This window comes from Gordonia liuliyuniae (assembly GCF_021739025.1).
Classification (GTDB): domain Bacteria; phylum Actinomycetota; class Actinomycetes; order Mycobacteriales; family Mycobacteriaceae; genus Gordonia; species Gordonia liuliyuniae.
This window is the reverse complement of record NZ_JAKKOT010000003.1, coordinates 481,645-508,556: the sequence shown is the minus strand read 5'-3', so window position 1 is coordinate 508,556 and position 26,912 is coordinate 481,645. Positions and strand designations below refer to the sequence as shown.

Annotated in this window: 30 protein-coding genes and 1 pseudogene; 13 read left to right on the top strand and 18 right to left on the bottom strand. The window is 67.2% G+C overall.

Annotated elements, in window-relative coordinates:
- Positions 1-11: 11 nt before the first annotated feature.
- Together L5G28_RS07135 and L5G28_RS07130 are read right to left on the bottom strand one after the other, a co-directional pair.
- Positions 12-806, bottom strand: a complete 795-nt coding sequence (locus tag L5G28_RS07135; RefSeq protein WP_237000903.1) for a ParA family protein — start codon at positions 804-806, stop codon at positions 12-14.
- A gap of 46 nt (positions 807-852) precedes the next feature.
- Positions 853-1,281, bottom strand: a complete 429-nt coding sequence (locus tag L5G28_RS07130; protein ID WP_237000902.1) for a hypothetical protein — start codon at positions 1,279-1,281, stop codon at positions 853-855.
- Between the two features lie 247 nt (positions 1,282-1,528).
- On the opposite strand from L5G28_RS07130, the gene L5G28_RS07125 reads away from it, so the two are divergent.
- Complete coding sequence (locus L5G28_RS07125) at positions 1,529-2,476, top strand: diacylglycerol/lipid kinase family protein (RefSeq protein ID WP_237000901.1); 948 nt, start codon at positions 1,529-1,531, stop codon at positions 2,474-2,476.
- A gap of 264 nt (positions 2,477-2,740) precedes the next feature.
- On the top strand, positions 2,741-2,995 hold the full coding sequence (locus tag L5G28_RS07120; protein WP_236996316.1) for a WhiB family transcriptional regulator: 255 nt from the start codon (positions 2,741-2,743) through the stop codon (positions 2,993-2,995).
- Between the two features lie 98 nt (positions 2,996-3,093).
- On the opposite strand, the gene L5G28_RS07115 is transcribed toward L5G28_RS07120, so the two are convergent.
- Together L5G28_RS07115 and L5G28_RS07110 are read right to left on the bottom strand one after the other, a co-directional pair.
- Positions 3,094-4,605, bottom strand: coding sequence for a sensor histidine kinase (locus tag L5G28_RS07115; RefSeq protein WP_237000900.1), 1,512 nt, complete (start codon positions 4,603-4,605; stop codon positions 3,094-3,096).
- 12 nt (positions 4,606-4,617) lie between these two features.
- On the bottom strand, positions 4,618-4,836 hold the full coding sequence (locus L5G28_RS07110; protein ID WP_236996314.1) for a biotin/lipoyl-binding carrier protein: 219 nt from the start codon (positions 4,834-4,836) through the stop codon (positions 4,618-4,620).
- 115 nt (positions 4,837-4,951) lie between these two features.
- Between L5G28_RS07110 and L5G28_RS19485 the strand changes: the two genes are divergently transcribed.
- Positions 4,952-5,026, top strand: coding sequence for a 50S ribosomal protein bL37 (locus L5G28_RS19485; RefSeq protein ID WP_371865352.1), 75 nt, complete (start codon positions 4,952-4,954; stop codon positions 5,024-5,026).
- A gap of 78 nt (positions 5,027-5,104) precedes the next feature.
- Here L5G28_RS19485 and rsrA read toward each other — a convergent pair whose 3' ends face one another.
- Both rsrA and L5G28_RS07100 read right to left on the bottom strand, forming a co-directional pair.
- Positions 5,105-5,407 carry a mycothiol system anti-sigma-R factor gene (rsrA, locus tag L5G28_RS07105; RefSeq protein WP_236996313.1) on the bottom strand — a complete coding sequence of 101 codons (303 nt, stop codon included), beginning with the start codon at positions 5,405-5,407 and terminating at the stop codon, positions 5,105-5,107.
- The gene (locus tag L5G28_RS07100; RefSeq protein WP_372476847.1) at positions 5,404-6,111 is read right to left on the bottom strand and encodes a sigma-70 family RNA polymerase sigma factor; all 708 of its coding nucleotides are present in this window, start codon (positions 6,109-6,111) and stop codon (positions 5,404-5,406) included. Before L5G28_RS07100 ends, rsrA begins: the two co-directional genes overlap by 4 nt.
- A 171-nt stretch (positions 6,112-6,282) precedes the next feature.
- Between L5G28_RS07100 and L5G28_RS07095 the strand changes: the two genes are divergently transcribed.
- Both L5G28_RS07095 and L5G28_RS07090 read left to right on the top strand, forming a co-directional pair.
- The gene (locus L5G28_RS07095; protein ID WP_237000899.1) at positions 6,283-7,032 is read left to right on the top strand and encodes an SOS response-associated peptidase; all 750 of its coding nucleotides are present in this window, start codon (positions 6,283-6,285) and stop codon (positions 7,030-7,032) included.
- A gap of 48 nt (positions 7,033-7,080) precedes the next feature.
- Complete coding sequence (locus tag L5G28_RS07090) at positions 7,081-7,452, top strand: DUF5313 family protein (RefSeq protein ID WP_237000898.1); 372 nt, start codon at positions 7,081-7,083, stop codon at positions 7,450-7,452.
- Positions 7,453-7,459: 7 nt separating this feature from the next.
- On the opposite strand, the gene L5G28_RS07085 is transcribed toward L5G28_RS07090, so the two are convergent.
- The 3 genes from L5G28_RS07085 to L5G28_RS07075 form a co-directional block, all read right to left on the bottom strand.
- Positions 7,460-8,959 carry a flavin-containing monooxygenase gene (locus L5G28_RS07085; RefSeq protein ID WP_237000897.1) on the bottom strand — a complete coding sequence of 500 codons (1,500 nt, stop codon included), beginning with the start codon at positions 8,957-8,959 and terminating at the stop codon, positions 7,460-7,462.
- Positions 8,960-9,067: 108 nt separating this feature from the next.
- The gene (locus L5G28_RS07080; RefSeq protein WP_237000896.1) at positions 9,068-9,991 is read right to left on the bottom strand and encodes a quinone oxidoreductase family protein; all 924 of its coding nucleotides are present in this window, start codon (positions 9,989-9,991) and stop codon (positions 9,068-9,070) included.
- Positions 9,992-10,010: 19 nt separating this feature from the next.
- Positions 10,011-10,199 (bottom strand): hypothetical protein, encoded by a 189-nt coding sequence (locus L5G28_RS07075; RefSeq protein ID WP_236996308.1) that lies wholly within the window; start codon positions 10,197-10,199, stop codon positions 10,011-10,013.
- A gap of 175 nt (positions 10,200-10,374) precedes the next feature.
- On the opposite strand from L5G28_RS07075, the gene L5G28_RS07070 reads away from it, so the two are divergent.
- The gene (locus tag L5G28_RS07070; RefSeq protein ID WP_237000895.1) at positions 10,375-11,217 is read left to right on the top strand and encodes an aldo/keto reductase; all 843 of its coding nucleotides are present in this window, start codon (positions 10,375-10,377) and stop codon (positions 11,215-11,217) included.
- Positions 11,218-11,267: 50 nt separating this feature from the next.
- Here the strand turns inward: L5G28_RS07070 and L5G28_RS07065 are convergent, their stop codons facing one another.
- On the bottom strand, positions 11,268-11,915 hold the full coding sequence (locus L5G28_RS07065) for an NAD(P)-dependent oxidoreductase (protein ID WP_237000894.1): 648 nt from the start codon (positions 11,913-11,915) through the stop codon (positions 11,268-11,270).
- A gap of 125 nt (positions 11,916-12,040) precedes the next feature.
- On the opposite strand from L5G28_RS07065, the gene L5G28_RS07060 reads away from it, so the two are divergent.
- From L5G28_RS07060 to L5G28_RS07050, 3 genes are read left to right on the top strand one after another with little or no spacing between them, the layout of a single operon-like run.
- On the top strand, positions 12,041-13,708 hold the full coding sequence (locus tag L5G28_RS07060; protein ID WP_237000893.1) for an FAD-dependent monooxygenase: 1,668 nt from the start codon (positions 12,041-12,043) through the stop codon (positions 13,706-13,708).
- Positions 13,705-15,372 (top strand): FAD-binding dehydrogenase, encoded by a 1,668-nt coding sequence (locus L5G28_RS07055; protein ID WP_237000892.1) that lies wholly within the window; start codon positions 13,705-13,707, stop codon positions 15,370-15,372. The genes L5G28_RS07060 and L5G28_RS07055 overlap by 4 nt, the downstream gene beginning before the upstream one ends.
- Positions 15,372-16,313 (top strand): MBL fold metallo-hydrolase, encoded by a 942-nt coding sequence (locus L5G28_RS07050; RefSeq protein WP_237000891.1) that lies wholly within the window; start codon positions 15,372-15,374, stop codon positions 16,311-16,313. The genes L5G28_RS07055 and L5G28_RS07050 overlap by 1 nt, the downstream gene beginning before the upstream one ends.
- Here L5G28_RS07050 and L5G28_RS07045 read toward each other — a convergent pair.
- On the bottom strand, positions 16,291-16,947 hold the full coding sequence (locus L5G28_RS07045; protein ID WP_237000890.1) for a TetR/AcrR family transcriptional regulator: 657 nt from the start codon (positions 16,945-16,947) through the stop codon (positions 16,291-16,293). The two genes, L5G28_RS07050 and L5G28_RS07045, sit on opposite strands and share 23 nt — an antisense overlap.
- A gap of 225 nt (positions 16,948-17,172) precedes the next feature.
- On the opposite strand from L5G28_RS07045, the gene L5G28_RS07040 reads away from it, so the two are divergent.
- Positions 17,173-18,330: an aminotransferase class I/II-fold pyridoxal phosphate-dependent enzyme gene (locus L5G28_RS07040; protein ID WP_237000889.1), complete on the top strand. Its 1,158-nt coding sequence runs from the start codon at positions 17,173-17,175 to the stop codon at positions 18,328-18,330.
- Here the strand turns inward: L5G28_RS07040 and L5G28_RS07035 are convergent, their stop codons facing one another.
- Positions 18,331-18,786 carry an NUDIX hydrolase gene (locus L5G28_RS07035; protein WP_237000888.1) on the bottom strand — a complete coding sequence of 152 codons (456 nt, stop codon included), beginning with the start codon at positions 18,784-18,786 and terminating at the stop codon, positions 18,331-18,333. It lies immediately after the preceding gene.
- Positions 18,787-18,820: 34 nt separating this feature from the next.
- A pseudogene (locus L5G28_RS19300) lies at positions 18,821-18,901 on the bottom strand (PadR family transcriptional regulator); the annotation flags it as partial.
- Positions 18,902-19,070: 169 nt separating this feature from the next.
- Between L5G28_RS19300 and L5G28_RS07030 the strand changes: the two are divergent.
- Genes L5G28_RS07030 through rsgA form a run of 3 tightly spaced genes read left to right on the top strand, consistent with a single transcriptional unit; the run spans position 19,071 to position 21,785 of the window.
- Positions 19,071-19,445, top strand: a complete 375-nt coding sequence (locus L5G28_RS07030) for a VOC family protein (RefSeq protein WP_237000887.1) — start codon at positions 19,071-19,073, stop codon at positions 19,443-19,445.
- 22 nt (positions 19,446-19,467) lie between these two features.
- Complete coding sequence (gene aroA / locus L5G28_RS07025) at positions 19,468-20,754, top strand: 3-phosphoshikimate 1-carboxyvinyltransferase (protein ID WP_237000886.1); 1,287 nt, start codon at positions 19,468-19,470, stop codon at positions 20,752-20,754.
- Positions 20,751-21,785, top strand: coding sequence for a ribosome small subunit-dependent GTPase A (gene rsgA / locus L5G28_RS07020; RefSeq protein WP_237000885.1), 1,035 nt, complete (start codon positions 20,751-20,753; stop codon positions 21,783-21,785). The genes aroA and rsgA overlap by 4 nt, the downstream gene beginning before the upstream one ends.
- A gap of 22 nt (positions 21,786-21,807) precedes the next feature.
- Here the strand turns inward: rsgA and L5G28_RS07015 are convergent, their stop codons facing one another.
- The 5 genes from L5G28_RS07015 to L5G28_RS06995 form a co-directional block, all read right to left on the bottom strand.
- The gene (locus L5G28_RS07015) at positions 21,808-23,022 is read right to left on the bottom strand and encodes a fatty acid desaturase family protein (protein WP_237000884.1); all 1,215 of its coding nucleotides are present in this window, start codon (positions 23,020-23,022) and stop codon (positions 21,808-21,810) included.
- Between the two features lie 9 nt (positions 23,023-23,031).
- Complete coding sequence (locus tag L5G28_RS07010; protein ID WP_237000883.1) at positions 23,032-24,294, bottom strand: fatty acid desaturase family protein; 1,263 nt, start codon at positions 24,292-24,294, stop codon at positions 23,032-23,034.
- A 110-nt stretch (positions 24,295-24,404) separates the two neighbouring features.
- Positions 24,405-25,517, bottom strand: a complete 1,113-nt coding sequence (locus L5G28_RS07005) for a ferredoxin reductase (RefSeq protein ID WP_237000882.1) — start codon at positions 25,515-25,517, stop codon at positions 24,405-24,407.
- A 110-nt stretch (positions 25,518-25,627) separates the two neighbouring features.
- Positions 25,628-26,257, bottom strand: a complete 630-nt coding sequence (locus L5G28_RS07000; protein ID WP_308191953.1) for a mycothiol transferase — start codon at positions 26,255-26,257, stop codon at positions 25,628-25,630.
- A gap of 119 nt (positions 26,258-26,376) precedes the next feature.
- A complete protein-coding gene (locus L5G28_RS06995) occupies positions 26,377-26,877 on the bottom strand; it encodes a DUF6912 family protein (RefSeq protein WP_237001268.1) in 501 nt (166 codons plus the stop codon).
- Between the last annotated feature and the right edge of the window lie 35 nt (positions 26,878-26,912).

Sequence of the window (26,912 nt, the reverse complement as noted above, 5' to 3'; positions counted from 1 at the left end):
TGCGGTTCCCTCTACTGCTCCCCGGCCTCGTACGTGGCCAGGTCAGCACCGTCCCAGTAGGCGCGCAGGTTGTCGGCGAGTTCGCGGTAGGCGGTCGCGCCCTTGTTCTTGCGGCCGCGCATCACCGTCGATCCGGACGCCGATGCTTCGGCGAATCGGACGGTGCGCGGGATCGGCGGATCGAGGACCGGCATCTCGTAACGGTCGGCGACGTCGGCGAGCACGTCCCGGCTGTGGGTGGTGCGCGCATCGAACAGGGTCGCCACCGTGCCGAGCATCGTGAGCTCGGGGTTGGTGATCTGCTGGACCTCGGTCACGGTCCGGAGCAACTGGCCGACGCCTCGGTGTGCGAGCGTCTCGCACTGCAGCGGCACGACGACCTCGTCGGCCGCGGTCAGCCCGTTGAGGGTGAGGACGCCGAGTGACGGCGGGCAGTCGATGAGCACCACGTCGTAGTCCTGTGCGACTTCGGCGAGCGCGCGTTTGAGCGCATACTCACGGCCGGGACGCATCAGCAGGAGCGCTTCGGCGCCCGCGAGGTCGATGGTGGCCGGGAGCAGCGTCATGCCGTCATCGGTATCGAGGAGCACGTCGGCGATGTCCTCGGCGCCGATGAGCACATCGTGCACCGACTTGGAGATCTGGTCGGGATCGTGCCCGAGTGAGAAGGTCAAGCAGCCCTGCGGATCGAGGTCGACGACCAGAACGGACACGTCCTGGTCTGCGAGGGCCGCGCCGACCGACGCGGTCGTCGTGGTCTTCGCCACGCCGCCCTTCTGGTTTGCGATGGCAAGGATGCGCGTCATGGCCCATACCCTACGTCCCCCGTCCGGGGTCGAGGAGGGCGCTCCCTCAGCGCGCGTCGGGCGGCAGCGAGTCTGCGTTGAGCCAGGACAGGGAGGCGGGCGCGAACAACAGTCCCAGGCAGGCCAATGCGACGATCCCGACAGGAGCGCCCAGCAACGGCAGGTGACTGGCCGTGAGCAGCGCGTATGCAACCGGCAGTAACAGTATCTGCGCCATCATCCCGATGCCGCGCCCCCACCGGTGGCCCCGGATCAACGCGATCCCGCCTGCGAGCACGCCGCCGCCGATCACGGCGAACCAGACCGCCGAACCGTATCCGCTGATGGCGTCCTCGTGGTGGCCGCTCGCTTCGCGGATCACGTAGACCACGGCGACGACCACGCCTATCACGCCTTGCAGCGTGATAATCCATCCGGCCCAGCGCAGCGTCGACGGGACGGCAGGCGTCGTTCGCTCGGAATCGGGACTGCTCACGTACTCCAGGGTAGGTCGGGGCGCGCCGCGAGCGCTCGCCGGGGCCGTCGACGCGCCTAGAACACGGTGGCAGGTCGACGTGCGGTGACGACCTACACCGCACAGGACGTGCAGTGCTCTACCGATGGATGTGCGTGCTGTCCGGTGTAGGTTTACGCGCGTCGCAGGATCGACACGGGGTGGCCCGCGGGACGGGGCCGCCGCTCGATTGTGTCCGGACCGCGTAGACGCTATAACGTGTGCTCTCGTGCGTGTCATGCTCATCACGAACCCGTTCGCGACCTTCACCACGGCTGAAGGACGCGATGCGCTGGCCAACACCCTCGCGTCCCGATTCACCGTAGACATCGAGCGCACCACGCATCGGGGTCACGCCGGAGAGCTCGGCGCCCGCGCGGTCAAGGACGGATACGACGCCGTCGTCGTGCACGGCGGCGACGGTTCGGTGAACGAGGTGGCCAACGGAATGCTCGGCGCGCCGTCGGGAGCCGCCCCCGACCGCGGCACACTGCCTGCTCTGGGCGTGGTGCCCGGCGGCAGCGCTAACGTGTTCGCCCGCGCTCTCGACATCAGCCGTGATCCGCTCGCGGCGACCGCCCAACTCATGACGCTGCTCGACTCCGGAGCCCGCCGCCCCATCAGCCTCGGCCACACGTTGGACCGCTGGTTCCTGTTCAACGCCGGCATGGGCATGGACGCGATCGTCGTGCGCCGCATGGAGGAGTTGCGCCATAAAGGTCGCAAGGCGACGGCCGGACGCTATCTGCGAACCACGCTCGGCTCGTTCTTCCGGCCATCGGTGACGCCGCCCTCGTTCACCGTCGAAGTCCCCGACCACGCGCCGATCGACGGCGTCCGGTTCGGTTTCGTCAGCAACACCGGCCCGTGGACCTACTTGGGCACGACGCCGATCCGCACCAATCCCGGCACCGACTTCGAACACGGCCTCGGCATCTTCGCTGCGACGTCGGTCTCAGTCCCCCGGAACCTCATGCTCGGCTCGAAGCTGCTGCGCGCGAAGGATCCGAAGGCCGCACACCTGTACCGCGACGACGATGTCGAGTGGGTCCGGTTCCGGTGCGACGAGCCGGCCGACGTCCAGATGGACGGCGACTACCTGGGCGAATACACCGGACTCGACTTCGGCTACCGCCGTCATGTCCTCGATGTCGTAGCGGCTCCACTACCGAGTTGACGCAATAGTTACCTGCCGGTACGCATAAGTTGACTTCTCTGCCAACCCCTTGTGACGTATCCAGCATTCAGCGCCGGGCTATAGCCAAACGTAACCGCACAGTAGTACAACAGTTAATGACCGCAACAACCGGCCCCGCCTTTCTGTACTCACCACGGTTCAGATCTGATGGCGACTTCCGTCGTTGCAGCCCACAAAGACGAACGATGTACATTCGTGCGCCCTGCGCACGACAACGATGTTGTATTTGAAGGAGTAAGTGTCATGGACTGGCGCCACAAAGCCATCTGCCGCGATGAAGACCCGGAGCTGTTCTTCCCGGTCGGTACGAGCGGACCGGCGATCGCGCAGGTTGCTGATGCCAAGCTGGTATGCCAGCGCTGCCCGGTGACGGCAGACTGCCTCGCCTGGGCCCTCGAGACCGGCCAGGACGCAGGCGTCTGGGGCGGCATGAGCGAGGACGAGCGTCGCGCACTCAAGCGCCGCAACGCGCGCACCCGCGCCCGCAGCGTCGTCTGACACGCAGACAATCCATCAGGGAGGGCCTCGACCATCGGTCGGGGCCCTCCTTCGTGCACCAACCCAGCGGCGTCGGGCGCGCCGCTCGCCGACGCGGGTCAGTGCAGTGGGATGTCGAGCTCGACGCGGGTGCCTCTCGCGCCGGGCACCGGCCCGATCTCGATACGCCCCCGCAGGTCGTTGGAGACGAGAGTCCGCACGATCTGCAGGCCGAGACGGTCCGACGCCGCGAGATCGAAGCCTTCGGGCAGGCCCTTGCCGTTGTCGGTGACGCGCACCTGAAGCGCGCGGACGTCCCGCACCGCGTCGACGACGATCAGGGCGCCCTGCTGCCCCGGCGAGAAGCCGTGCTCGATCGAATTCTGCAGGACCTCGGTCAACACCATCACCAGTGGCATGGCGAGATCCGCGGACAGCACGCCGAGGCGACTGTCGCGGCGGATCGCCACCCGTGACCCGCCACCGTCCGGCAACGTCACGTCCACCAGCGACGTCGCGACTCGGTCGACGATCGCGTCGAGGTCCACTTCCTCGTCGACGCTTCCCGACAGCATCTCGTGCACCAGCGCGATCGAGGAGACGCGACGCACGGCCTCGCCAAGGGCCTGCGTCGTCTCCGGGTTGCTCGACCGACGCGCCTGCAGACGCAGCAGCGCCGACACCGATTGCAGATTGTTCTTGACGCGATGATGGATCTCGCGGATCGTCGCGTCCTTGCTGATCAAGGCGAGGTCACGACGCTTCACCTCGGTGACGTCGCGGATCAACAGCACCGCCCCCCGCGACTGTCCGCGCGCCCGCAGCGGGACCGCACGGACCAGCACGTTGGCCCGGCGTGCATCGAGTTCCATGCGCAGGGCGAGATCGGGGCCGGGCAGTGCGGTGCCCACGGCCGACTCGATCATCGCGGCCGCGTCGGCCGACTCGAACGGGTCGGTGAGCAGGCGCGCCACCAGGTCGGCGACGACCACACCCGAGAGATCGGTCGTCCACCCCATGCGGTGCACCGCCGACAGCGCGTTCGGGCTCGCGTACACGACGCGTCCCGCCGAGTCGACGCGGATGAATCCGTCACCCGCACGCGGTGTCGAGAGCCCTAGCGTGTTCGCCTCGTCGAGCGGGAACGTCCCCTCGACGACCATCTCGCACAATGTCTGGGCGGCGTCCCGGTATGCGGCCTCCAGCGGCGACGCGGGCCGGGTCTCCGAAGCGTCCGCGGCACGTCCGAGGACTGCGATCACCTGGCCGTCGAACGTCACCGGAACCGCGATCCGGTCGATGAGCAGATGCCCGAACCGCGTCGCGATCCCGTCCTGTTCGATGCGGCCGCTCGCCAACGCCGCCGTGATCAACGGATTGGCGCCCTGCGGGCTCGCGGGCCGCACCACGCGGTGACCGACCTCGTCCTGTTGGAAGACGGTCGACGCCGTGTTCGGTCGACACTGGGCGACGTAGACGAGGTTGCCGTCCTCACCGCTGACTGCGAGCAGGTAATCGGCGAACGAGAGGTCGGCCAGCAGCTGCCATTCGGCGACGAGACGCTGCAGATGCGCTGCGGCGGCGTCGGGCAGGCTGGTGTGTTCGGCGAGGAGATCGGAGAGGGTCGCCACGGGCCGCGCGCGTCAGACCCGGTACGTGGCGATGACGTCGCCCGCCTGGATGACGTCGCCCACCTTCACCTTGACGAGGCCGATCGTGCCGGGATCCTCGGCGAGCACCGGGATCTCCATCTTCATCGACTCCAACAGGACCAGGGTGTCGCCGACGGCGACCGGCTGGCCCTCGTCGACGGCGACCTCGAGGACGGTTGCGACGATTTCAGCGACGACGTCTTCAGGCATGGACTGATCGTAGCCGAGGCTGCGCGGCGTCCGGGCGCACCGCGCGATTAGCACAGTCCCGCCACGACGTGAAACAATGGCCGACGCACGTGCACACTGGAGAAGGAGGTCCGTCATGGGTAAGCGCGGACGTAAGAAGCGTAGCCGCAAGAAGAACGCAGCCAACCACGGCAAGCGTCCCAACGCCTGAGCGTGAATGCGGAAAACGGCCCGGTCCCCCTCGATGGGAGGACCGGGCCGTTCACGTTTCCCAGCTGCGTTTCGACGGCTACTGGTCGGCGCCGAACGTCCTCTGCTGGATGGTCACCGACCGACGGATCTCCACCCGGAGCCGTTCACGCAGCCCCTCGGGCGCCGCGTCACCGCCGCATTTGCGGCTGATGAGCGCCTTGAGCTGGCGCTGCACACCGTAATGTTCCAGGCAGCTCGGGCATCCGTCGAGATGCCCCTGCAGCCGTTCGCGGGCACCGGCATCGCACTCGTTGTCGAGCAGCAGCCAGATGTCGGCGACGACCGCCGAACAGTCGAGGATCTCGAACTGCTCGTCGCGCTCGGGTACTCCGGCACTCATCGGACGGCCTCCCCGGTCCGGCCGATGCCGCGCTCGGCGGCGACGTCGGCGAGCAGGCCGCGCAGTTGGCGGCGTCCACGATGCAGTCGGGACATCACCGTTCCGATGGGGGTGTCCATGATCTCGGCGATCTCCTTGTAGGGCAGACCTTCGACGTCCGCGTAATACACGGCCATTCGGAAGTCTTCGGGCAGTTGAGCCAGTGCGTCCTTGATCTGCTGGTCGGGCAGCGCGTCGAGCGCCTCGATCTCAGCGGACCGCAGTCCCGTCGACGTGTGTTCGGCGGTCGCCGCGAGCTGCCAGTCGGTGATCTCCTCGGTCGGGTACTGCGCGGGCTGGCGCTGCTTCTTCCGATACGAGTTGATGTAGGTGTTGGTGAGGATGCGATACATCCACGCCTTCAGATTGGTTCCTTCACGGAACGACGAGAAGGCGGAGAACGCCTTCACGTACGTCTCCTGCACGAGGTCTTCCGCGTCGGCCGGGTTGCGCGTCATTCGCAGCGCACCGCCGTAGAGCTGGTCGAGCAACGGGAGCGCATCGCGCTCGAATCGCTCGGTGAGCTCGGCTTCCGTCTCCTCGTGGCCGCTCGATTCGGGCGGGACCTGGGTGTCCGACACGGAGTTCCCTTCACTTGACGCTGGTTCGGTCAAGTCTAGCGATTCCGGTGCGCCGTCTTCGTCCAACGGCCACCCGATCACCAGTTTCGGCTCGAGCAGACCCGCAGTCGCTGTGGTCACGGCGTCGTTCACCTCCCAGTCGTTCTCGTGTATCCGGCGTTCTCGTCTACGAACCGGCTTCCCAGATCTTGCAACACCGGACCCGCCGATCTTGTTCCGTGCACACCGAACGTCTTCCGTGCCAGCATGTATCCCATGTGCGGACGCTATGCAGTGACCACCGATCCGGCACGGCTCGCCGCCGAGATCGACGCGCGAAACGAGGTGAGCGATTCCGACGCCGCCGAGAAGTTCGCAACCGGCAACTACAACGTCGCACCCACGAGCACCGTGATGACCGTCGTGCAGCGTCATGACTCCCACGAACCCGACAGCGACGCCGTCCGCCGGGTCCGGGCCATGCGGTGGGGGCTGGTGCCGTCGTGGACGAAGGAACTCGGCAAGGGGCCGCTCCTGTTCAATGCGCGCGCCGAGTCGCTCGCCGAGAAGCCGGCGTTCCGCACCTCGTTGAAGAGCAAGCGGGCACTCGTCCCGATGGACGGCTGGTACGAGTGGAAGCCGGGACCGCCGGGACCGGGCGGGAAGCCGACGAAGGTCCCGTACTTCATGTCGCCCGAGGACGGCACCCGACTGTTCATGGGCGCGCTGTGGGCCGCCTGGCGTCCCGCGCAGGCACGGGAGGCGGGCGACGATACGGCCTGGGTGTCGAGCACGACGATCATCACGACGGACGCTGTCGGGGCCCTCACCGACGTCCACCATCGGATGCCGCTGATCATGCCGTTGGAGCACTGGGACGCCTGGCTGGACCCGGATTCGCCCGTGGACCCTGCGCTGCTCGCGCCGCCCACGAACGACCTCGTCGACCGGATCACGATCCGCGAGGTGTCGCCGCTGGTGAATCGGGTCATGAACAACGGCCCCGAACTGCTCGACCCGCTCTAGCGAGGCGACCGATCTGCCCGGGACACGAACCATGAGATGATGGCGCACATGAGTGACACCCGGCCCGGCCCCTTGCAGAAGATCGGCTATCTGCTGGGCCGCCCACTCCCCGCATCCATGCGCGACTGGGTGCGCGAGGATCTCACCGGGCCCGGCCACGTCCGCCGGTATCTGGTCCGCGGACTCATCCCGGTGATCCCGCTGCTCGTCGCCTTCGCGTTCATTCCGGGGGAACTATGGATCCGCGGTGGCATGATGCTGCTGATCATCATCCCGTTCCTGTACTTCCAGATCGCGTTGATCCGCGTCTACCGGCGACATCTGCTGATCAACAACGGGCTCGACGCGTCGCTCGTCGACGCCGTGAAGTTCAAGCGCGCCGACGAGGTCGCCGAGGAGTATCGCAGCCGCTTCCGTTGATAAGGCGTCACGCGTAGGTGTAGTCGTCGAGCGGGAACGAATCCATCTCGCGCAGCGTCGACAGGGTCGACTGTGGGCGCAGGAGCGTCGCCTCACCGTGCTGGTTGAAGTAGTAGCTCCGCGACCGCGAGCAGTCGCCCGCATAGAACACCGAGTCACCCAGGCGTCGCGTCGCGTCGTCGAGGAACTTCTCGTTCGCCTCCGCCGTCACTTCGAATCGCGAGCTGCCGCGTCGCCGCAGCTCACCGAACAGCCTCGCCATGTGGCGCATCTGGCCCTCGATGGTGGTGAAGTACGACAGACCGCTGTACGAGTACGGGCTGTTGAGGGTCAGGAAGTTCGGGAATTCGGGGACGGTGATCCCCTCGTACGCCTGGAATCTGCCCTCGCGCCACCACTTCCCCAGGTCGCGACCGTCCCGGCCGGTGATGGTGAACGCCGGAAAGTTCACGTCCCACAGATTGAATCCGGTCGCCAGCACCAGAGTGTCGACCTCGACTTTGAGCTCCTCGCCGTCAGGCCCGTCGACGACGATCCCGTCGGGTTCCACCCGGACGATCGACGACGTCTGGAGGTCGACGTCGTCCCGGTTGAACGCTCGGAAGTAACTGTTGCTGAACGTCGGGCGTTTGCAGCCGAAGTCGTACGACGGGGTCAGCTGTCGGCGAGTCCCCGCGTCGCGGACCTGCATACGCAGATGTGCCTTCGCCAGCAGCGCCGCCAGCTGGTTTCCCGGCTTGGCCTGCCGGTAGTGCAGGACACCGAAGACCATCAGCATCTCCAGCAGGGACGTGTTGACCGCTCGTGCCGCCTTCTGCGTGACGGGGACGGCCGCGAAGAGCTTGCGCACCGGGCGCGGGATCGGGAAGTCGACCTTGGGCACCACCCAGATCGGGGTTCGCTGGAACACCGTGAGTCGGCGGGCGGTCCGCGCGATCTCCGGGATCAACTGCACAGCGGTCGCTCCGGTGCCGATCACCGCAGCCCTCTTGCCGGTGAAGTCGTAGCCGTCGCGCCATGCCGTGGTGTGGATGATCTCGCCCGCGAACGAGTCGATTCCGGGAAAGTCCGGGGTGTACGGCTGGGACAGGAACCCGGTCGCGGTCACCAGGTATCGCGTGGTCAGCGCACGGCCGTCGGCGGTGCGGACCGTCCACACGTCCGCGTCGTCGTCCCACGAGGCGCTCGCGACGACGACGCCGAACTCCATGTGCCGGCGCAGATCGTACTTGTCGGCGACGTGCTCGGCGTACTTCTTCAACTCTGCGCCGGGCGCGAACAGCCGCGACCACGACGGGTTCGGCTCGAAGGAGTACGAGTACGTGACGGACGCGATGTCGACGGCGAGCCCCGGGTAGTGGTTGACGTGCCAGGTGCCGCCGAGGTCGTCTTCGCGTTCGAGGATCGTGAGGCGTTCGACCCCTTGCCGTTTGAGTTCGATCGCGGCGCCCATGCCGCCGAAACCCGCCCCGACGATGATCGCCTCGAAATCGGTCGCTCGACTCATGTGCGTCCCCTCACCCAGTAGCTGTTACCTGGAGTCACACGGTATCCCGCACGGGCTGGACTGACAAGGTCTCGGGCGACTGACAAGGCTTCGAGCGACCGGTCGACCTCAGGGTTTGATGAGGTACTTGCCGCGCGGATGCCTACCGGACAGCGCCTCGAAGGCTCGCGCGGCGTCGCCGAGTGCGAACGTTCCCACGATGTCGACGGTGATCTGGCCGCCGGCGAGGGCGTCGAGCAGCGGCGTCACGGCGGCTCTGCGGTGCGCGCGACTGTCTGCGCTCGATCCGTTCAACAGCACGATGCCGTCGTCCGCGCGCCCCCAGGCTGCGATGCTGACGATCCGGTCGGCAGGCACCAACTGCAGGGAGGCGTCGATCGCGGCGTCGGTGCCTGCCGTGTCGATGACGGCGGTGACAGCGTCGGGCACGGCGTCGCGGGCTGCTGCCGCGATGTCGCCGTGATAGGAGATCGGCATCGCACCCAGGTCGCGGAGATGGTCGTGGTTCGCCGACGACGCGGTGGCGACGACGCGCGCACCGCGCGCGACGGCGAGTGCGACGGCTACCGAACCGACCGCGCCGGAGCCGCCGTGCACGAGGACCGTGTCGTCGGCGCCGAGGTCGAGCGTGGCGACGGTGTCGTAGGCGGTGACGCCTGCGAGAAGAAGCCCCGCCGCGGCGTCGACGGACGCTCCCTCGGGAATGCGATGAACGGCGTCGGCTGCGACGACGATACGTTCGGCGAACGCGCCGACCGCCGGATAGACGGCCACGCGGTCGCCGACGGAGACGTCGGTTCCAGGTCCGGTCTCCACGACAGTTCCTGCTGCTTCTCCGCCGAGGACCAACGGCAGAGCGGACAGGTTCGCACTCATGTCGCCGGTGACGCGTTTGACGTCGAACGGGTTGAGGCCTGCTGCGGTGACTGCGACGACCACCTGGCCGTCCCCTGCCGTCGGATCGGCTTCATCGACGACGGAGAGGACAGAGGCCGGTGAGCCGTAGTCGGTTGCGACGAGTCTGCGTGTCATACGGCCATCGTAGAGCTCGTCAGCTCTTCGCTTTGAAGATCGAGTAGGCGCCGACCACCGCGAGCGCGAACAGGCCGATCCAGAACACCGCCTTGACGATCGGCCCGATCAGCGAGACCACGACGAGGATCGCGATGACAATGGCGACGATCTTCCAGAACGACGTCCCGGACGAGGTACCCGTGTTGTTCTCTGTGAATGTACTCATGCGTCCACCGTGCCACCGCCACCTGGGAAAGGCAGTAGCCGAAAGCCGAAACCAGGGGAAGTTCAGGGTCCTCCCCCATCTGTCGGCGCCCTGTCGGTGCGCGCCCGGATCGGCCCCCTCGCGTGCCGTCGCTCTCGCGGGAATACCCGCCCCGCCGCGGCTCGTTGCACTACCCATGGCCGATAACACTGTTCCCACCCTCACCTTGAACAACGGCGTGCAGATCCCGCAGTTCGGGTTCGGTACCTTCCAGATCCCGCCCGCGGACACGAAGGCCGCTGTGCTGACCGCGCTGGAGGCCGGTTACCGCCACATCGACACCGCGCAGATGTACGGCAACGAGAAGCAGGTCGGCGAGGCCGTCCGCGAGTCCGGCCTCCCCCGCGACGAGGTCTTCGTCACCAGCAAACTGAACAACAATCGGCACGATCCGGCCGACGCCGTCGCCGGAATCGGCCTGTCCATCGACGCCCTCGACCTGGGTCCCCTCGACCTGTATCTGATCCACTGGCCGCTTCCCGAGGTCGGCGACTACGTCCAGACGTGGCGGGCGCTGGAAGGCGAGTACGAGAAGGGAAAGACGCGCGCGATCGGCGTCTCGAACTTCCAACAGACGCATCTGGAACGGCTCTTCGCCGAGACTGCGATCGTCCCGGCAGTCAACCAGATCGAAGTCCACCCCTACTTCCCGCAGCCGTCGCTGCGCGCCTTCAACACGGCCAACGGCATCATCACCGAGGCGTGGGCGCCGATCGGGCAGGGTGCCGTCCTCGACGACGCAGTGCTTGCGGCGATCGGCGCCGAGGTCGGTCGGACCGTCGCCCAGGTGACCTTGCGCTGGCACATCCAGCGCGGCGACATCATCTTCCCGAAGTCGTCGACGGCCGCCCGCGCAGCCGAGAACATCGCGCTCTTCGACTTCGAGTTGTCCGACGAGCAGATGTCACGCATCGATGCCCTCGACGCGAACCGACGCCTCGGCCCGAACCCCGACGAGTTCAACGTGGTGCCGAAGTAGCGCACTGGGCGACCGTTCTGACCGACCCGCGCTCAGCTTCGACGGGCGGGTCAGAACGGCCGCCACCCCTTCGCCGTCGTCAGTAGGATCCGGCGCCCCGCCGAGACGCCGCCTGCCGCGATCTCGGCGATCGCGGTGCCCGCATCCGTATACGACAACGACGGAAGTCCGGGAACGATCCGGACGTCGTCGAGCGGCCGCACTCCGATCTCGGGCGCCGAGGGCGAGTCCTTCAGGTTGACCGGATACACGATCGTGTAATCGAGTCCGGACTGCATGAGCAACCGGTCGGCGGCCGCCTTGTCCGCCAGGAACCGCTTCAGCGCAGTCCGGTAGACGAGGCGAGCGAGTCCCGACGCCTTCTCCGCGGTGTCGCCGGCCCCGAACACCGAGATCAGCACGATCCGTACGCCTCCGGCGCGACGCACGCCTTCGATCACGGCGGGGAGAGTCCGCTGCATGAACGTGGCGTCCCTCATCGACCCCGTGATCGATACCACCACGGTGTCCGCGTCCGCTGCCGCCGCGGCCACTGCGGCGGCGTCCGAGGCATCGCCCTGGACCACCGTGAGGCCGGGCGCCGGTGTAACCGTTTCCAGCCGACGCACAAACGCGACGACCTCGTTCCCCTGTGCTGCTGCGGCTGTCACTATTCGCGATCCGACGTTGCCGTTCGCTCCGATAACGACGATTCTCATCGATCCACCCATCCTTGCCCGCGTTTTGACTGCTTCCAGCTTGACAGTAACAGTAGTGACGTTACCATCTGGAGTGATCGGAGACACAAATGCCTCCGTGAGTCGCGGACAGAATTGAGGAACTCGTGAGCGAATCCGTCATCGTCGTTGGGGCCGGACCGGTCGGTTTGGGCGCAGCACTGGAGTTGGCTCGTTTCGGCGTGCCGTGCGTGGTGCTCGAGCAACGCACGCATCCGTCGCCCCACCCGAAGACACGCAACTTCAACACTCGAACGATGGAGATCACGCGCGGCTGGGGACCACTGGCCTACACGCGATTCCGGTCCGTCGACACCCCACCGGGTTGGAAGAGCCCGATCCGATTCTTCGACACGGTGACGGGCACCGAGTTCGGGACCATCGACTCCACCGGGTTCGCAGGCCCCGGGCCGACGATCAGTCCGGCGCTCCCGGTGATGTCGTCCCAGGATCTTCTCGAGTCGATCCTGCGCGACGCTGCGGCCGCCACCGGTCTGGTCGAGGTCCGTATGGGGCATCGCGTCGTCGACCTCACCCGGGGCTGGACCGACGACGCCGAGGACGTCGCGGTGACCGTCGAGACCGACGAGGGACGGTACGACCTGACCGGGTCGGCGTTGGTGGCCGCCGACGGCGTAGACAGCTTCGTGCGGGAGTCGATAGGGGTCCGACTCAATGGCCCGCAAGGAATCCATCACTTCGTCAACTGCTATTTTCGCGCCGACCTCGAGCAGTACGTCGGCGAACGCACCGGTGTCTTGCTCTATGTGGCGAATCCCGAAGCACTCGGGGTGCTCCAGCCGTTGGACGCAAAGGGCAGATGGCTGTGCCAGATCACGGTTTCGCCCGACGACTGGTCGCGGGAACGGTGGGACGACGACCGCGTGACCGCGTGGGTGCGCGGAGCTGTCGGCCTAGCCGACGTCGACGTCGACGTCGATGTCCGCAGTACCGGGCTCTGGCGAATGAACGTCACCGTCGCCGAACGATTCGTCCACGGCCGGATCGTGCTGTGCGGCGACGCCGCGCACCAGTTCCCGCCGACCGGCGGGCTGGGCGTCAACACCGGGTTGCAGGGAATGCACAATGTGATCTGGAAGCTCGCTCTACGCGTACAGGGCGTCGCAGCCCAGTCCCTGCTGGAGACTTACGACGACGAGCGTTCGGATCCGGCACGCCGGACCGCGGATCAGAGCTACCAGAACTTCCAGAACGTCCACAAGCTCGGCATGTCCATCTACGGCGTCGGCGACACTGGGCTCGATCCGGAAGAGATCATCCGCGAGACCCGCCGCTACGGTAACCATCTCGGTGTCGAGTTCGGTACCCAATTCTCGTCCGACGCCATTGTCTCCGACGGGAGCATCCCGCCGACCGTCCACGACGACTACTCCGACTACGCGCCGAGCGCCACCCCTGGCTGCCGCGCCCCACATGTGTGGCTCGGGCCCGACGGAACAATCTCGACGATCGATCTGTTCGCCACACCCGGATTCACAGTGCTGACCGGTGCGGATGGCGAGCCGTGGCGGCAGATGTGCGATCGGCTGCGGACCAAGGACGGCGTACCGATCTCGGCGTACACGATCGGCTCGGTCGGCCTCGACGACGACGGAACGTTCTTCGACACGTACGGTATCGAGGCGGACGGAGCCGTCCTGGTACGACCCGACGGGTACGTCGCGTGGCGCAGCGCCCGCGCGGCCGATCCGGCCGAGTTGAACTGCGCGGTCCAGCAGGTTCTCGGAGTGCCGGTTCGCGAGGTGCGGGCATGAGTGACGTGATTATCGTCGGCAGCGGTCTCGCCGGGCTGGTCGCCGCCCACGAACTCACCTCCCGCGGACGGACCGTGACCCTCGTCGAACAGGAGAACCACCGCAATCTGGGCGGGCAGGCGTTCTGGTCGTTCGGTGGACTGTTCCTCGTCGACTCGCCCGAACAACGGCGGTTCGGCGTGCAGGACTCCTTCGACCTGGCGTGGCACGACTGGCTCGGCAGCGCACAGTTCGACCGCCTCCCAGACGAAGACTCGTGGGCGGTCAAGTGGGCCCGCGCCTACGTCGAGTTCGCCGCAGGTGAGAAGCGATCGTGGATCAGGGCGAAGGGTATCGAACTGACGCCGCTCGTGGGCTGGGCCGAGCGCGGCGATCTGCGGGCCGACGGCCACGGCAACTCGGTTCCGCGCTTCCATGTCCCGTGGGGAACGGGCACCGGCATCGTCGGCCCGTTCGTCGACTTCGCGCATCGAGCGGAGCAGGACGGCCTCCTCACTTTCGCGTTCCGCCACCGCGTCGACGAGATCATGGTGACCGACGGGGTTGTCACCGGCGTGCGCGGCGCGATCCTCGCACCCGACGACTCTGCGCGAGGCGTGGCGTCGAATCGCGACGTCGTCGACGACTTCGAGTTCGCCGCGCCTGCCGTCATCATGACTACCGGCGGCATCGGCGGCAACCACGACCTCGTGCGTCGCTACTGGCCGGACAGCCTCGGGACGCCGCCCACAGATATGGTCACCGGGGTCCCCGAACATGTCGACGGTCGCGGGCTCGGGATCGCCGAATCCGCGGGCGCCCGTCTGGTCAACCGCGATCGCATGTGGCACTACACCGAAGGCCTGCACAATTGGGACCCGATCTGGTCGGGGCACGGGATCCGCATCCTCCCGGGCCCCTCATCGGTGTGGCTCGACGCCCTCGGGCGTAGGCTGCCGGCCCCGTACTTCCCCGGATACGACACCATTGGGACCCTCCGTTACCTGCGCACCACCTACGACATCGCACCGTACGACCATTCGTGGTTGGTGCTCAACGAACGGATCATCGCCAAGGAGTTCGTGCTGTCCGGGTCGGAACAGAATCCCGACATCACCGGTAGATCGAAGCGCGAAGTGATCAAGTCGCGTCTGGCCAAGGGCGTCCCCGGCCCCGTACGGGCGTTCATCGATCGCGGCACGGACTTCGTCGTGGCCGACACCCTCGACGAGCTCGTCGTGAAGATGAATGCGTTGACCGACGGACCGCTGCTCGACGCCGCGACTGTCCGCGCCAGCGTCGATGCCCGGGACACGCAGGCCGACAATCCGTTCTCGAAGGACGCCCAGATGCAGGGCATCCTCAATTCGCGGCGATATCTCGCCGACAAGATCAGTCGAACCGTCGCGCCGCATCGTCTCACTGATCCGGCCGCGGGACCGATGATAGCCGTGAAGATTCATGTGGTCACCCGTAAGACGCTTGGCGGTATCCAGACCGACCTCGGATCGAGAGCGCTCGGTGTCGACGGAAATCGCGTTCCCGGACTGTACGCGGCAGGCGAAGTCGCCGGATTCGGCGGCGGAGGAGTCCACGGATACAACGCCCTGGAAGGCACCTTCCTCGGCGGCTGCCTCTTCTCGGGGCGCCAGGCGGGCCGCACCGCGGCGGAGGATCTGGGCTGATGGCCGCGCCTTCCGCGCTGTCCATGGTCACCGGCCTACGGGCACCGTCACTGCAGCCGTGGCGTCGATTCTCCGAGCCGGCCGCGCGGCCCACCGGCGACGCGGTCCGGGTGATGTTCCTCGGTGTCTCGACGATGCTCATCACCGATGGCACGTCTACTGTGCTGACGGACGGCTTCTTCAGCCGCCCCGGCCTGCTCCGGGTCCGTGCGGGTCGGATCCGGCCGAACCGTCGGCGCATCGCAGCGGAACTGGACCGCTTCGGCGTCGATCGGGTCGACGCCGTCGTGGTGCTCCACTCCCACTTCGATCACGCGTTGGATTCGTCGATCGTCGCCGAGTCGACGGGAGCTCGACTGATCGGCTCGGAGTCGGCCAGGGAGATCGCGCGCGGGAACGGCTTCCCGGACAATCGTTTCGACCTCGTGCTCGTCGGCGAGCCGGTCGACGTCGGGCGGTTCCGCCTGACTGCGCTACCCGCCGTCCACAGTCCGGGCGACCTGGCGCCCGGCGAGATCGACGGCCCGTTCAATCCGCACGCCAAGGCCATCGACTACCTGTCCGGGAGTTGTTACACACTGCACGTGTGCCACGACGAGCGGGCGATGCTGATCCAGGCGAGCGCGAACACGCTGCCCGGCGCAGTCGACGGGTACCGGGCCGACACCGTCTACCTGGGCATCGGCACGCTCGGCAAACACGATGACGAGTTCCGCGAAGCGTACTGGCGACAGTACGTCACTGGAGTGTCCGCGAAGCGGGTGGTGCCGATCCACTGGGACGACTACACGAAGCCCCTCGATCGACAGTTGGTCCCGTTCCCAGCGTTCTTCGACGACATGACCACGTCCATGCGGTTCCTCGCGCTGCGCGCCGCACTCGACGAGGTCGACCTTGGGCTGCCGGTGGTGGGTCGTCTCACCGATCCGTTCCGGACATGATCGGGGCGCACACCGCCACGAGCAGGGTCGCGACCCGGTCGATGAGTTCGTCGGTGTCCAGGGCAAACCGGGACGGCTCATGGTCGCCGTACAGGAGATCCTGCTGTAGCACGCCCAATCCTGCACGCACGGCGAAGTCGACGTCACGGGCGAGCGCGTCCCGCTCGACGACCGGTACCCGGCCATCGATCCTTGCGGTCAGACGGCGCGAGACCGACCTGGTCAGTTCGGCCGCTCGGTCGTACATCAGCGGATTGTCGGCGAGCAGAACGCTGCGGAGTAGATTCTCATTGGTCCGGTAGACGTGGACGAGCGCCGTCACAACGTCCTTGACGACCTCTTCCGCGTCGCGCCGGTCGTCGTCTGACGAAGCGAAGGCCGTCGCGACCGCATCCGCGGCGCGAATCCGGAATCGTTCGTGGACTTCCAAGAGGAGCGCCTTCTTGTCGGAGAAGCGAGCATAGAACGCTGTCGGTGCGCTCCCTGATCGCGCGGAGATCTCCGCGATGGTGATCTTCTCGAAAGGCTTCTCGTCGAGGAGCTCTTCGGCTGCCGCCACGATCCGCTCCATCGTTGCCCGGCTGCGGACTTGCTGAGGAGGATTGACGTGCGGGTCAACGACGCTTTTCACCATGAACGAACCCTACCGGGGATCGGGTGACGGCTCGATCGCCGCTCACCCGGTCTGGGGCTCCCGGCATCGGATCCAGCGTGGCCAGAAGGAGTGAGGCTTGCGTCCCGTGATGTTCGGCGGGTCGTGGGATTGAAATTCAGACCCTGTAGTTGAGATCAGACCCTGTAGCCTGAGTTCAGATCCTGTAGTTATGCGCCCGGTTCCGTCCGCCATACGATGACTCGCATGCGATTCTCTCGCCGCGCCGAGGCGGTTTCCCCGTTCTTCGCCATGGAGTTCGGCAGGCGTGCCGCCGAACTCGAGGCGGACGGACATCACGTGGTGAAGCTCAACATCGGCGAGCCGGATTTCGGGGCTCCGCCCGCGTTCCTGGCGGCCGTCCGCGAGCTGAGCGACGGTCGGCCGCTCGCGTACACGGGCGCACTGGGTCTCCCCGACCTGCGGGCGGCGATCGCACGCTTCTCCGGCGAGCATTTCGGCGCACCCGTCGACCCGAGTCGAGTGGTCGTCACCACGGGAGCCTCCGCCGCCCTCCTGTTGGCGTGTGCGGCGCTCATCGATCCGGGTGACGAGGTTCTGGTCGGCGATCCGTCGTATCCGTGCAACCGGCGGTTCGCGGAGAGCTTCGGGGCCGACGTCCGTCTCCTGGCGACCGATCCGACGTCTCGTTTCCAACTCGACGCGGCGACCGTCGAACGGGCGTGGTCGGAGTCGACGCGCGGCGTTATGGTCGCGTCGCCGTCGAACCCGACGGGCACCTCGCTCGCATACGACGAACTCGTCGACCTGTGCGCGCTGGCCCGGGAACGGGACGGCTGGCGGATCGTCGACGAGATCTACCTCGGGCTGGCCGACGGTGATCGCCGCAGCGTCGCCGCGGACGACCCGGGCGCGATCGTCGTCAACAGTTTCTCCAAGTATTTCGGGATGACCGGCTGGCGTCTCGGGTGGGCGATCGTGCCCGACGAGATGGTGGCGGTCGCCGAACGGCTCGCCCAGAACTACTACATCTGTCCGCCCACTCCCGCCCAGTTCGCAGCATTGACGTGCTTCGAACCGGAGACGATCGCCGTCGCCGAGGAGCGCCGGGCGACGCTCCGTGATCGGCGCGCACAGGTGACCGACGGCCTCGCCCGCATCGGGCTCGACGTCCCTGTGCCGCCCGACGGTGCGTTCTACGTCTACGTCGACGTCAGCGCGACCGGCCTGTCCGCCACCGATTTCTGCGACCGCGCACTGGCGGACGCCCACGTCGCCCTCACCCCTGGCAAGGACTTCGGGGCCGTCGGGGCCGAGCAGTACGTCCGACTGTCGTATGCGGCGTCGTCGGCGGAGCTCTCGCTCGGCATCGAGCGTCTGGGCGGGCTCGTCGCAGCGTTGTAGTCAGCGCTGCGGCAACCGCGTCAGGAAGTCGCCCTGCTCCGCGTTGAGCTTGTCTGCAGCCGCGGCGAGCGTGAACCACCCGGCCCGATCGACTTCCGGAAATGTCTGCGTCCGACCGGATTTCGGCGGCCACACGAGTTCGAAGGTGTTGCTGACGATCGCCTGCGCATCCACGTCGCCTTCGACGGCGAACGCCCGGACACGTTTTCCACTCTTGAGCCGGACGTCCCCGAGGTCGTGGGGGTCGCCGTCGGGCACGTCGTGGCCGGTCTCCTCGACGAACTCGCGTCGCGCGGCGTCGAGCAGGTCCTCGTCGGGGTCGACGAGGCCTTTCGGAACCGACCAGGCGCCGTGATCTTTACGCGCGAAGAACGGCCCGCCGGGGTGGACGAGAAACACCTCGACCCCCGCAGAGGTTCTGCGGTACAGCAGGATTCCGGCGCTGAGCTCAGGCATCGTCGTCCTTGCCCGCCAGCACCTTCGGCACCGGGTCGAATTCCTTGGCCAGGTCGTACCCCGACGCCTCGCCCACGGGGAGGAGCGAAGCGAGGAGCGCGTGCCGAAGAGCCATCACCCCACCTTAGTCAAGCAGCCCTAGACAACTCGACGGTCCGGGACCACGCGCTGCGATTCGCAGACGACCATCGACGGTAGAACTCTCACCGGCTGCGACTTCATTCACGTGAAACGCTCCCCCGTCTCCCGCCCCGGAACGCCGAGCGCGCCGTTACCCTGGGCCCATGGAGATCCTGACGAGCCGCACCCTGCTGACCTCGACCGACCCGCAGGCCCTCGCCGCGTTCTACCGCGACGTACTCGGCCTGGCGATCGCACGTGAGTACCCCGGCGGCACGGTGTTCCACGCAGGCGCCGGTCTCATCGAGATCCCCGCGCACATGCCGGCGCACGACGGAACCGGCGACGTGCTCTGGTTACAGGTCCGCGACGTCGCCGCGGCTCGCGACGACCTCGTCGGCGCCGACGTCCCGATCGTCGCCGAACCGGAGACCAAGCCGTGGGGACTGATCGAGATGACCGTCCACGACCCGGACGGCCGGTCACTGATCCTCGTGCAGATCCCCGCCGACCATCCACTGCGCCGCGACCTGCGATAGCCCGCATGAAAGACTGAGACGCATGGTCACCTGGTCGTCCCCGTCTGTCAACGCCCCCGTCGACGCCGTCGTCGACCTTCCCGGCTCCAAGTCGATCACCAACCGGGCGCTGATCCTCGCGGCACTGGCCGACGGACCGTCGCGCGTCACCGGGACGCTGCGCAGTCGCGACACCGATCTGATGATCGACGCGCTCGTCGCCATGGGTGTCGCGATCACGCCAGCCATCGATGATCCGACGACCGTCGACGTGACGCCCGCACCCTTGCACGGCGCCCGCATCGACTGCGGCCTGGCAGGCACTGTCATGCGTTTCCTGCCCGCGGTCGGTGCGTTGGCCACCGGCGACGTCGAGTTCGACGGCGACGAACAGGCACGCAGCCGCCCGCTCCACACCGTTCTCGACGCCCTGCGCGACCTCGGCGCAGCGATCGACGGGTCGAGTCTCCCGTTCACCGTCCACGGCACGGGCGCGCTCACCGGCGGAGCGGTGACGCTCGACGCGTCGGCGTCGTCGCAGTTCGTCTCCGGTCTCCTGCTGTCGGCTGCCCGCTTCACCGACGGGATCGCCATCACCCACGACGGTCCGCCCGTCCCGTCGATGCCGCACATCGAGATGACGATCGCGATGCTCCGCGACGCGGGCGTCACCGTCACGAGCAGCACCGACCATTCCGGCGCGGTCGGATCGTGGACCGTCGCCCCCGGACCGATCCGCGCCGTCGACGCGGCGATCGAGCCCGATCTGTCGAACGCCGCAGCGTTCCTCGCGGCCGCTGCCGCGACCGGCGGACGCGTCGGCGTGCCCCGCTGGCCCGCCACCACCACCCAGCCGGGCGCAGAGATCGTATCGATCCTCGAGCAGATGGGCGCTGCGGTGGCCAGGTCCGACGACGGGCTCCTCACCGTCTCGGGCCCGGAACGACTGAACTCCATCGACGTCGACCTGCACGAAGTCGGTGAGCTCACACCGACGGTCGCGGCGCTCGCCGCACTCGCCGACGGAACGTCGACCCTGCGCGGCATCGCGCACCTGCGTGGCCACGAGACCGACCGGCTCACCGCCCTCTCCACCGAGATCAACCGGCTCGGCGGAGACGTGACCGAAACCGCCGACGGCCTCGTCGTGGTCGGCGCACCGCTGCACGCGGGCGTCTGGCGCACCTACGCCGACCATCGGATGGCGACGGCGGGTTCGCTGCTGGGACTTGTGGTCCCCGGTGTCGAGATCGAGAACGTCGAGACCACGTCGAAGACGCTTCCCGACTTCGTGGCGATGTGGGAGACGATGGCCGGGTCCGCGTTGTGAGCCGCCGCGCGCGGACGTACGACGAGTCGGATGTACGCATCCGGCCGAGTAAAGGCAGCCGTCCGCGCACCAAGACCCGACCCGCGCACGCCGACGCCGAGACTGCGATGGTCGTCTCCGTCGACCGCGGCCGCTGGGGATGTGTCCTCGACGACGACCCGGACCGCCGCATCGTCACGATGCGCGCGAGAGAACTCGGCCGCACCCCGGTGGTCGTCGGCGACCGAGTCGGCATCGTCGGCGACCTGTCCGGGCGACCCGACACCCTCGCGCGCATCGTCCGCGTCGAAGACCGGAAAACGGTGCTGCGACGCACCGCCGACGACACCGACCCGTACGAGCGGATCGTCGTCGCGAACGCCGACCAACTGCTCATCGTCACCGCGCTCGCCGATCCGCCGCCGCGCACCGGCTTCGTCGAACGTGCGCTCGCCGCCGCCTACGCGGGCGGTCTCGCGCCCATCCTGTGCTTGACGAAATCGGATCTCGCCGACCCGGACGAGTTCGTCGCCCAATTCGCCGACCTGGACCTGCGTGTGGTGGTCGCTGGACGCGACGACTCCGTCGACGAACTGCGCGAGATCCTCGAGCACCGACTGACCGCACTCATCGGCCACTCCGGAGTCGGCAAGTCGACCCTGGTCAACCGACTCGTCCCCGACGCCGACCGGGCCACCGGCATCGTCTCCGGCGTCGGCAAAGGGCGCCACACGTCGACGCAGTCCGTCGTACTGCCGCTCCCGGAGGTCGGTGGCAGGCGCGGCTGGGTGGTCGACACCCCGGGAATCCGATCGTTCGGTCTCGCGCACGTCACCCCGGACGAGATCATCCATGCCTTCGACGACCTGCGCGACGCCATCACCGACTGTCCTCGCGGCTGCACGCACCTGGGGCCGCCCGCCGACCCGGAATGCGCCCTCGACTCACTCGACGGTGCGTCGCACCGTCGGGCGATGGCTGTGCGGGAACTGCTGCGCTCGGTGACGGCGACAGTCGGCGACGAACCCCAGGCGCAGGGTGACACACCATGAGGGCCCTCCCGAACGGGTACCGCTAGCTGGCGGGCACTGCTCCGCGCTTGCGACGGGACTGCAGTTCGGTGAGCGCCGTCCGCAGACCCTTCGCGCGGGGCGTGATCGCGTCGAAGCGTCGTTCGGACGCGGTCTCGGGCGCATCGTCGGTGGTGTCGCGGAGGAAACGGTCGGGCAGCGCGAGCTTGTTGATCGTCCGCAGCGTCCGCAGGTACTGCATGGTGAACGAGCCGGTGTTGTACGGCAGGTCGTACTTGTCGCAGAGTTCGCGGACGCGGACCGAGATGTCGGCGTACCGGTTGCTCGGCAGATCCGGGAACAGGTGGTGTTCGATCTGGTACGACAGGTTGCCGCTCATGAAGGCGAGGACGGGCCCTGACTCGAAGTTGGCGCTGCCGAGCATCTGACGCAGATACCACTGGCCCTGCGTCTCGTTCTCGAGCGTGTCCACCGTGAACTTCTCGGCACCGTCCGGGAAGTGTCCACAGAAGATGACGACGTACGCCCACAGGTTGCGGACGAAGTTGGCCGTCAGGTTCGCGGTCAGCGTCTTCTTGGCGTTCGGGCCCGACAGGACGGGGAACAGTGCATAGTCCTTGGCCATCTGCCTGCCCGCCTTGTGGACGAACTTCCGGATCTCCGGGCGCGCGACCTCCATCGGCTTGCGGCCGGCGATGACCTCTTTGAGTTCGAGGTCGTGCAGCGCGATCCCCCACTCGAATGTGGCCGCCAACATGACGTTGAAGAACGGCTGGAACGCGCGCCGCGGCTCCCACGGCTCGTCGCGCGTCACCCGCAGGATCTTGTAGCCCACATCGTGATCCATGCCGAGCACGTTCGTGTACTTGTGGTGGATGAAGTTGTGCGAGTGCTTCCAATGGGGCGACGCGCACACCATGTCCCACTCCCACGACGTGGAATGCACTTCGGGATCGTTCATCCAATCCCACTGACCGTGCATCACGTTGTGGCCGAGTTCCATGTTCTCGATGATCTTCGCCAACGAGAGCGCACCGGTGCCCAGCCACCACAGCGGTTTGCGGTGACTGCCGAGCAGCGCGACGCGGCCGAGGATCTCCAAGCCCCGCTGCGCGCGGATCGTGCGCCGCAGGTACCGCGCGTCGCGCTCACCACGGCTGGACTCCACCTCCCGACGCACAGCGTCGAGCTCTGCGCCCAGAGCTTCGACGTCTGCGTCGGTCAGGTGTGCATACTCATTGATATCCGAGATCGCCATCAGGCCCCATTATGCGCTTGCACGCTCCCTGCGGCGCGTCCGGCCATCCGCGATCGCCGACTTCAAGCCACGACGACGACCCGTCCGGGTGTCGATCGCAGACGTCAGGCGCGGCTGACCGTCGTCGCGGAACCGGCGTTCCGACGCGGTCTCCGGAGCATCATCGCTGGTCGCACGCAAGTACTTGTTCGGAAGAGACAGCTTGGCGATGGTCCGCCAGGTCTTCGCGTACTGGACCGGGAAGGACCCGGTCGTGTACGGCAGGTCGTACTTCTCGCACAGCGCTTGCACGCGGATCGAGATCTCAGCCAGCCGATTGCTCGGCAGGTCCGGGAAGATGTGGTGCTCGATCTGGTACGACAGGTTCCCACTCATGAACCCGAGCACCGGGCCGCACCGGAAGTTGGCGCTGCCGAGCATCTGACGCAGATACCACTGGCCCTGCGTCTCGTTGTCCATGTCGGCCTTGGTGAACTTTTCGGCGCCGTCCGGGAAGTGACCGCAGAAGATCACCGCGTTGGTCCACACGTTGCGGATGATGTTCGCGAGCAGGTTCGCCGACGCCGTCTTCCGGGCCGCACGCGGTGACCGGTTGACGAGTCCGGAGATCGTCGGGAACAGCACGTAGTCCTTGGCGACCTGACGACCGATCTTGCGTCCGACGTCGTTGAGGTCGCGCTTGAACTCGGCCTTGGCTTCCGGCGTCTTGCGCTTCTTGCCGAGTTCGAGGTGCTGCGCGGCGACGCCGTACTCGAAGAACAGTGCGAGCACCGTGTTGTAGGCGAGGTTGCCGAGGTAGAACGGACGCCAGCGCTGATCACGGGTCACCCGGAGCACGCCGTAGCCCACGTCGTCGTCCATCCCGAGGACGTTCGTGTACTTGTGGTGAATGTAGTTGTGGGTGTGTTTCCAGTGCGCGCTCGGCCCGGTGATGTCCCATTCCCACGACGTCGAGTGCACTTCGGGATCGTTCATCCAATCCCACTGACCGTGCATCACGTTGTGGCCGAGTTCCATGTTCTCGACGATCTTCGCGACGCCGAGGGTAGCGGCGCCTGCCCACCAGACGGATCGACGGCTCGCACCCATCGTCAGCACTCGGCCGGTGAGCTCTAGGCCGCGCTGGAAACGGATTGTGTTGCGCAGGTAGCGGGCGTCCCGCTCGCCGCGGTCGGCTTCGATGTCGGTGCGGATGGCGTCCAGTTCGGCCGCCAGCGCTTCGACATCGGCATCGGTCAGGTGCGCGTATTCGGGCACATCGGCAATCGCCATTGTCTCTCCTTCTCGCACGGGGAACTAACTTACGCAATCGTAGGTTACGGAACCGTAGGTTGTCTAGCCCCCGATCGAGTCCGCCCTTCACCGATCCAACGGACTGGCGTTCACACATCCAGCGTGCAGTCCCCCGCCGCGGCCGTCACACACGTCTGCACGCGTTCGCCTTCGACGTGTTCATCACCGGTGCGCAGGTCGCGGACGCAACCCTTGTCCAGCATTACGACGCAGCTCTGGCAGATCCCCATCCGGCAGCCGAACGGCATGAGGACGCCCGCCTCCTCACCTGCTTCCAGGAGCGTCTGCGCGCCGTCTGCTTCGATCTGCTTCCCGCCGCGACCGAAGGTCACCGTGCCGCCCTGCGCACCCACCGCGCCGCGTTCGAGCGCGAACCGCTCCACGTGCAGACGGTCGTCGTGGCCCGCGTCCCGGAACAGCGCCGTCAGCATGTCAATGAATCCGCTCGGGCCGCACGCCCACGTCTGCCGTTCGCCCCAGTCGGGCACGAGTCGGTCGAGGGCGGTCGCGTCGAGACGGCCGTCGACGCTCGTCAGCCGAAGCGTGAGGTCGACCAGACCTGCGGCCTCGAACGAGCGCAGCTCGTCGAGGAACAGCACACCCTCCTCATCCGGCGCGGAGTGCACGAGCACCGCGTCGACGCGCTGCCCGCGACGAGCCAGGGTCCGCAGCATCGAGATGATCGGGGTGATGCCGCTGCCCGCGGTGGCGAACATCAGTTTCGCCGGTGGCGGGTCAGGCAGGGCGAACTCGCCCGCCGGCGCCGCCAGACGCACAACCGTGCCGGGCGTCAGCCCGTTCACCAGATGCGACGAGAGGAACCCCTCGGGCATCGCTTTGACGGTGATCGCGACGGTGCGGTCGGCCACGGAGCTGTCCGGCTCGGACGTCAGCGAATACGAGCGCCAGGTCCATCGTCCGCCGACGAGGACGCCGATCCCGATGTACTGCCCCGGGTGGTAGTCGAAGGTGAAGCCCCACCCGGGCTGGATGACGATGGTCGCACTGTCGGCGGTCACCGGCGTCACCGCGACGACCTTGCCGCGCAGTTCACGCGCCGACCACAGCGGGTTCACCAGGTGCAGGTAGTCGTCGGGCAACAGCGGTGTCGTCACGCGCGCCGCGGCCGCCCGCACCCAGTTCGCCGCTTTGCCGCCGGAGACTCCGGCGACCGGTGCCTCGAATCGTTCCCGCCAACCCATGCTCGACTCCTCCGCCCGTTCCGGTCCGATCCATCGAACCGCTGACCTGTGCCACTAACCTACGCTACCGTAGGTTAGTGGCTCGACGGCCGCCGAGCGAGCGATGCAGGTCAGGCGAGGAGAGTGCCCGGCTCCGCCCGGTACGGCGTGAAGAAGTCGTTGGCGGGAGCGCCGGCCAACGCGAGCACGAGCCCGGGCACCGACTGCCCGTCGATCTCCTCGCGGATGATGTCGGCGTGGCCTGCGTGCCGCGCGAACTCCTCGATCTGATGGCCGAGGTAGAAGCGATTCTTGATCGGTCGGGCGTCGAAGATCCCGGCCCACGGCGCGGGCGGCTCGACGGACTCGCCGTCCGGATCGCAGTCGCGTACGGCCGCCATGAACGCGGCCCGGTCGGCGTCGAAACGGTCGATGAGCGCGGCCGCCGTCTCGTCGTCGGTCAGCGCGAAGCTGCCCAGGTACGCCGCGAACGCCGCCTCGTCGACCGGGCGGTCGACGATCTCTCCGCGGAGTCGAACGGTCGCGGTCGGCAGCCCGTACGCGATGTGCTTGAGGATGCCGCCGACCGACAGGGCGCTGCGGCACGGGGTGAGTCGCGCCTGCTCCTCGGTCAGCCCGTACAGGGACGCGCGCAGATGGTCGAGTTGTTGGTCGATGTAGCCGGCGAATCCGGTGATCTCATTGTCGCGAGCCGGTGCGTACATGGTGTCCTCCATGGAGTCGGTGAGCTTGTACAGCAAGTCTGACCGCCCTATAGGACGGAATCTGTCCGCAATTGAGAATCTCTTTGCGGACAATTTCCGACCACTATCTCCGGCGCGTTACGGGAGGTCGAGTTCGCTACCGGAGGTCAAGCCCACTACAGGAGGTCAAGAAGGAACGGCAGTTCCTGCGTCGCGTACCACCCGAGATCGTGGTCTTCGACGTCGCCGACAGCCAGTTCGGCGTCTTCGTCACCGAGATCCGCTGCGTCGACGGCGTGCACCGCGGCGCGGACCGCGGCTTCGGCGGCGGCTCCGTCCACATGGACGGCCACGATGTCGGCCGCCGACACGCCGCCGGGCAGGCGCACCACTGCGTCGTCGAGATCCGGGCGCACAGTCGCGTCGGCGTCGGCCACGACGACCACTCGCCGAGCGGGCAGATCCGACTCGTCCGCCGACAGCAGGCGCAGCGAGGCTCGGGCGGCCTCCCGCAGCGCCACTTCGCCGAGCTCCTCGTCGTCACCCGACGTGTAGGCCTCGCGCAATGCGGGAGTCACGGCGAATCCCGTACCGCTCAGGGGCACGAACTCGGAGCCGCCGCCGGCGGTGGTCAACTCCTGGATCATCGCCAACGTCGCAGGCAGGTAGACACGCATCGTGTGGGTTCCCTCTTTCACGTCTTCTGGGGCTG

Bases quoted from the DNA above. Each gene is read 5' to 3' on its own strand.
- L5G28_RS07135 (WP_237000903.1), bottom strand. From the start codon at position 806: ATGACGCGCATCCTTGCCATCGCAAACCAGAAGGGCGGCGTGGCGAAG.
- L5G28_RS07120 (WP_236996316.1), top strand. From the start codon at position 2,741: ATGGACTGGCGCCACAAAGCCATCTGCCGCGATGAAGACCCGGAGCTG.
- L5G28_RS07110 (WP_236996314.1), bottom strand. From the start codon at position 4,836: ATGCCTGAAGACGTCGTCGCTGAAATCGTCGCAACCGTCCTCGAGGTC.
- rsrA (WP_236996313.1), bottom strand. From the start codon at position 5,407: ATGAGTGCCGGAGTACCCGAGCGCGACGAGCAGTTCGAGATCCTCGAC.
- L5G28_RS07095 (WP_237000899.1), top strand. From the start codon at position 6,283: ATGTGCGGACGCTATGCAGTGACCACCGATCCGGCACGGCTCGCCGCC.
- L5G28_RS07090 (WP_237000898.1), top strand. From the start codon at position 7,081: ATGAGTGACACCCGGCCCGGCCCCTTGCAGAAGATCGGCTATCTGCTG.
- L5G28_RS07085 (WP_237000897.1), bottom strand. From the start codon at position 8,959: ATGAGTCGAGCGACCGATTTCGAGGCGATCATCGTCGGGGCGGGTTTC.
- L5G28_RS07080 (WP_237000896.1), bottom strand. From the start codon at position 9,991: ATGACACGCAGACTCGTCGCAACCGACTACGGCTCACCGGCCTCTGTC.
- L5G28_RS07075 (WP_236996308.1), bottom strand. From the start codon at position 10,199: ATGAGTACATTCACAGAGAACAACACGGGTACCTCGTCCGGGACGTCG.
- L5G28_RS07070 (WP_237000895.1), top strand. From the start codon at position 10,375: ATGGCCGATAACACTGTTCCCACCCTCACCTTGAACAACGGCGTGCAG.
- L5G28_RS07065 (WP_237000894.1), bottom strand. From the start codon at position 11,915: ATGAGAATCGTCGTTATCGGAGCGAACGGCAACGTCGGATCGCGAATA.
- L5G28_RS07055 (WP_237000892.1), top strand. From the start codon at position 13,705: ATGAGTGACGTGATTATCGTCGGCAGCGGTCTCGCCGGGCTGGTCGCC.
- L5G28_RS07050 (WP_237000891.1), top strand. From the start codon at position 15,372: ATGGCCGCGCCTTCCGCGCTGTCCATGGTCACCGGCCTACGGGCACCG.
- L5G28_RS07045 (WP_237000890.1), bottom strand. From the start codon at position 16,947: ATGGTGAAAAGCGTCGTTGACCCGCACGTCAATCCTCCTCAGCAAGTC.
- L5G28_RS07040 (WP_237000889.1), top strand. From the start codon at position 17,173: ATGCGATTCTCTCGCCGCGCCGAGGCGGTTTCCCCGTTCTTCGCCATG.
- L5G28_RS07035 (WP_237000888.1), bottom strand. From the start codon at position 18,786: ATGCCTGAGCTCAGCGCCGGAATCCTGCTGTACCGCAGAACCTCTGCG.
- L5G28_RS07030 (WP_237000887.1), top strand. From the start codon at position 19,071: ATGGAGATCCTGACGAGCCGCACCCTGCTGACCTCGACCGACCCGCAG.
- aroA (WP_237000886.1), top strand. From the start codon at position 19,468: ATGGTCACCTGGTCGTCCCCGTCTGTCAACGCCCCCGTCGACGCCGTC.
- L5G28_RS07015 (WP_237000884.1), bottom strand. From the start codon at position 23,022: ATGGCGATCTCGGATATCAATGAGTATGCACACCTGACCGACGCAGAC.
- L5G28_RS07010 (WP_237000883.1), bottom strand. From the start codon at position 24,294: ATGGCGATTGCCGATGTGCCCGAATACGCGCACCTGACCGATGCCGAT.
- L5G28_RS07005 (WP_237000882.1), bottom strand. From the start codon at position 25,517: ATGGGTTGGCGGGAACGATTCGAGGCACCGGTCGCCGGAGTCTCCGGC.
- L5G28_RS06995 (WP_237001268.1), bottom strand. From the start codon at position 26,877: ATGCGTGTCTACCTGCCTGCGACGTTGGCGATGATCCAGGAGTTGACC.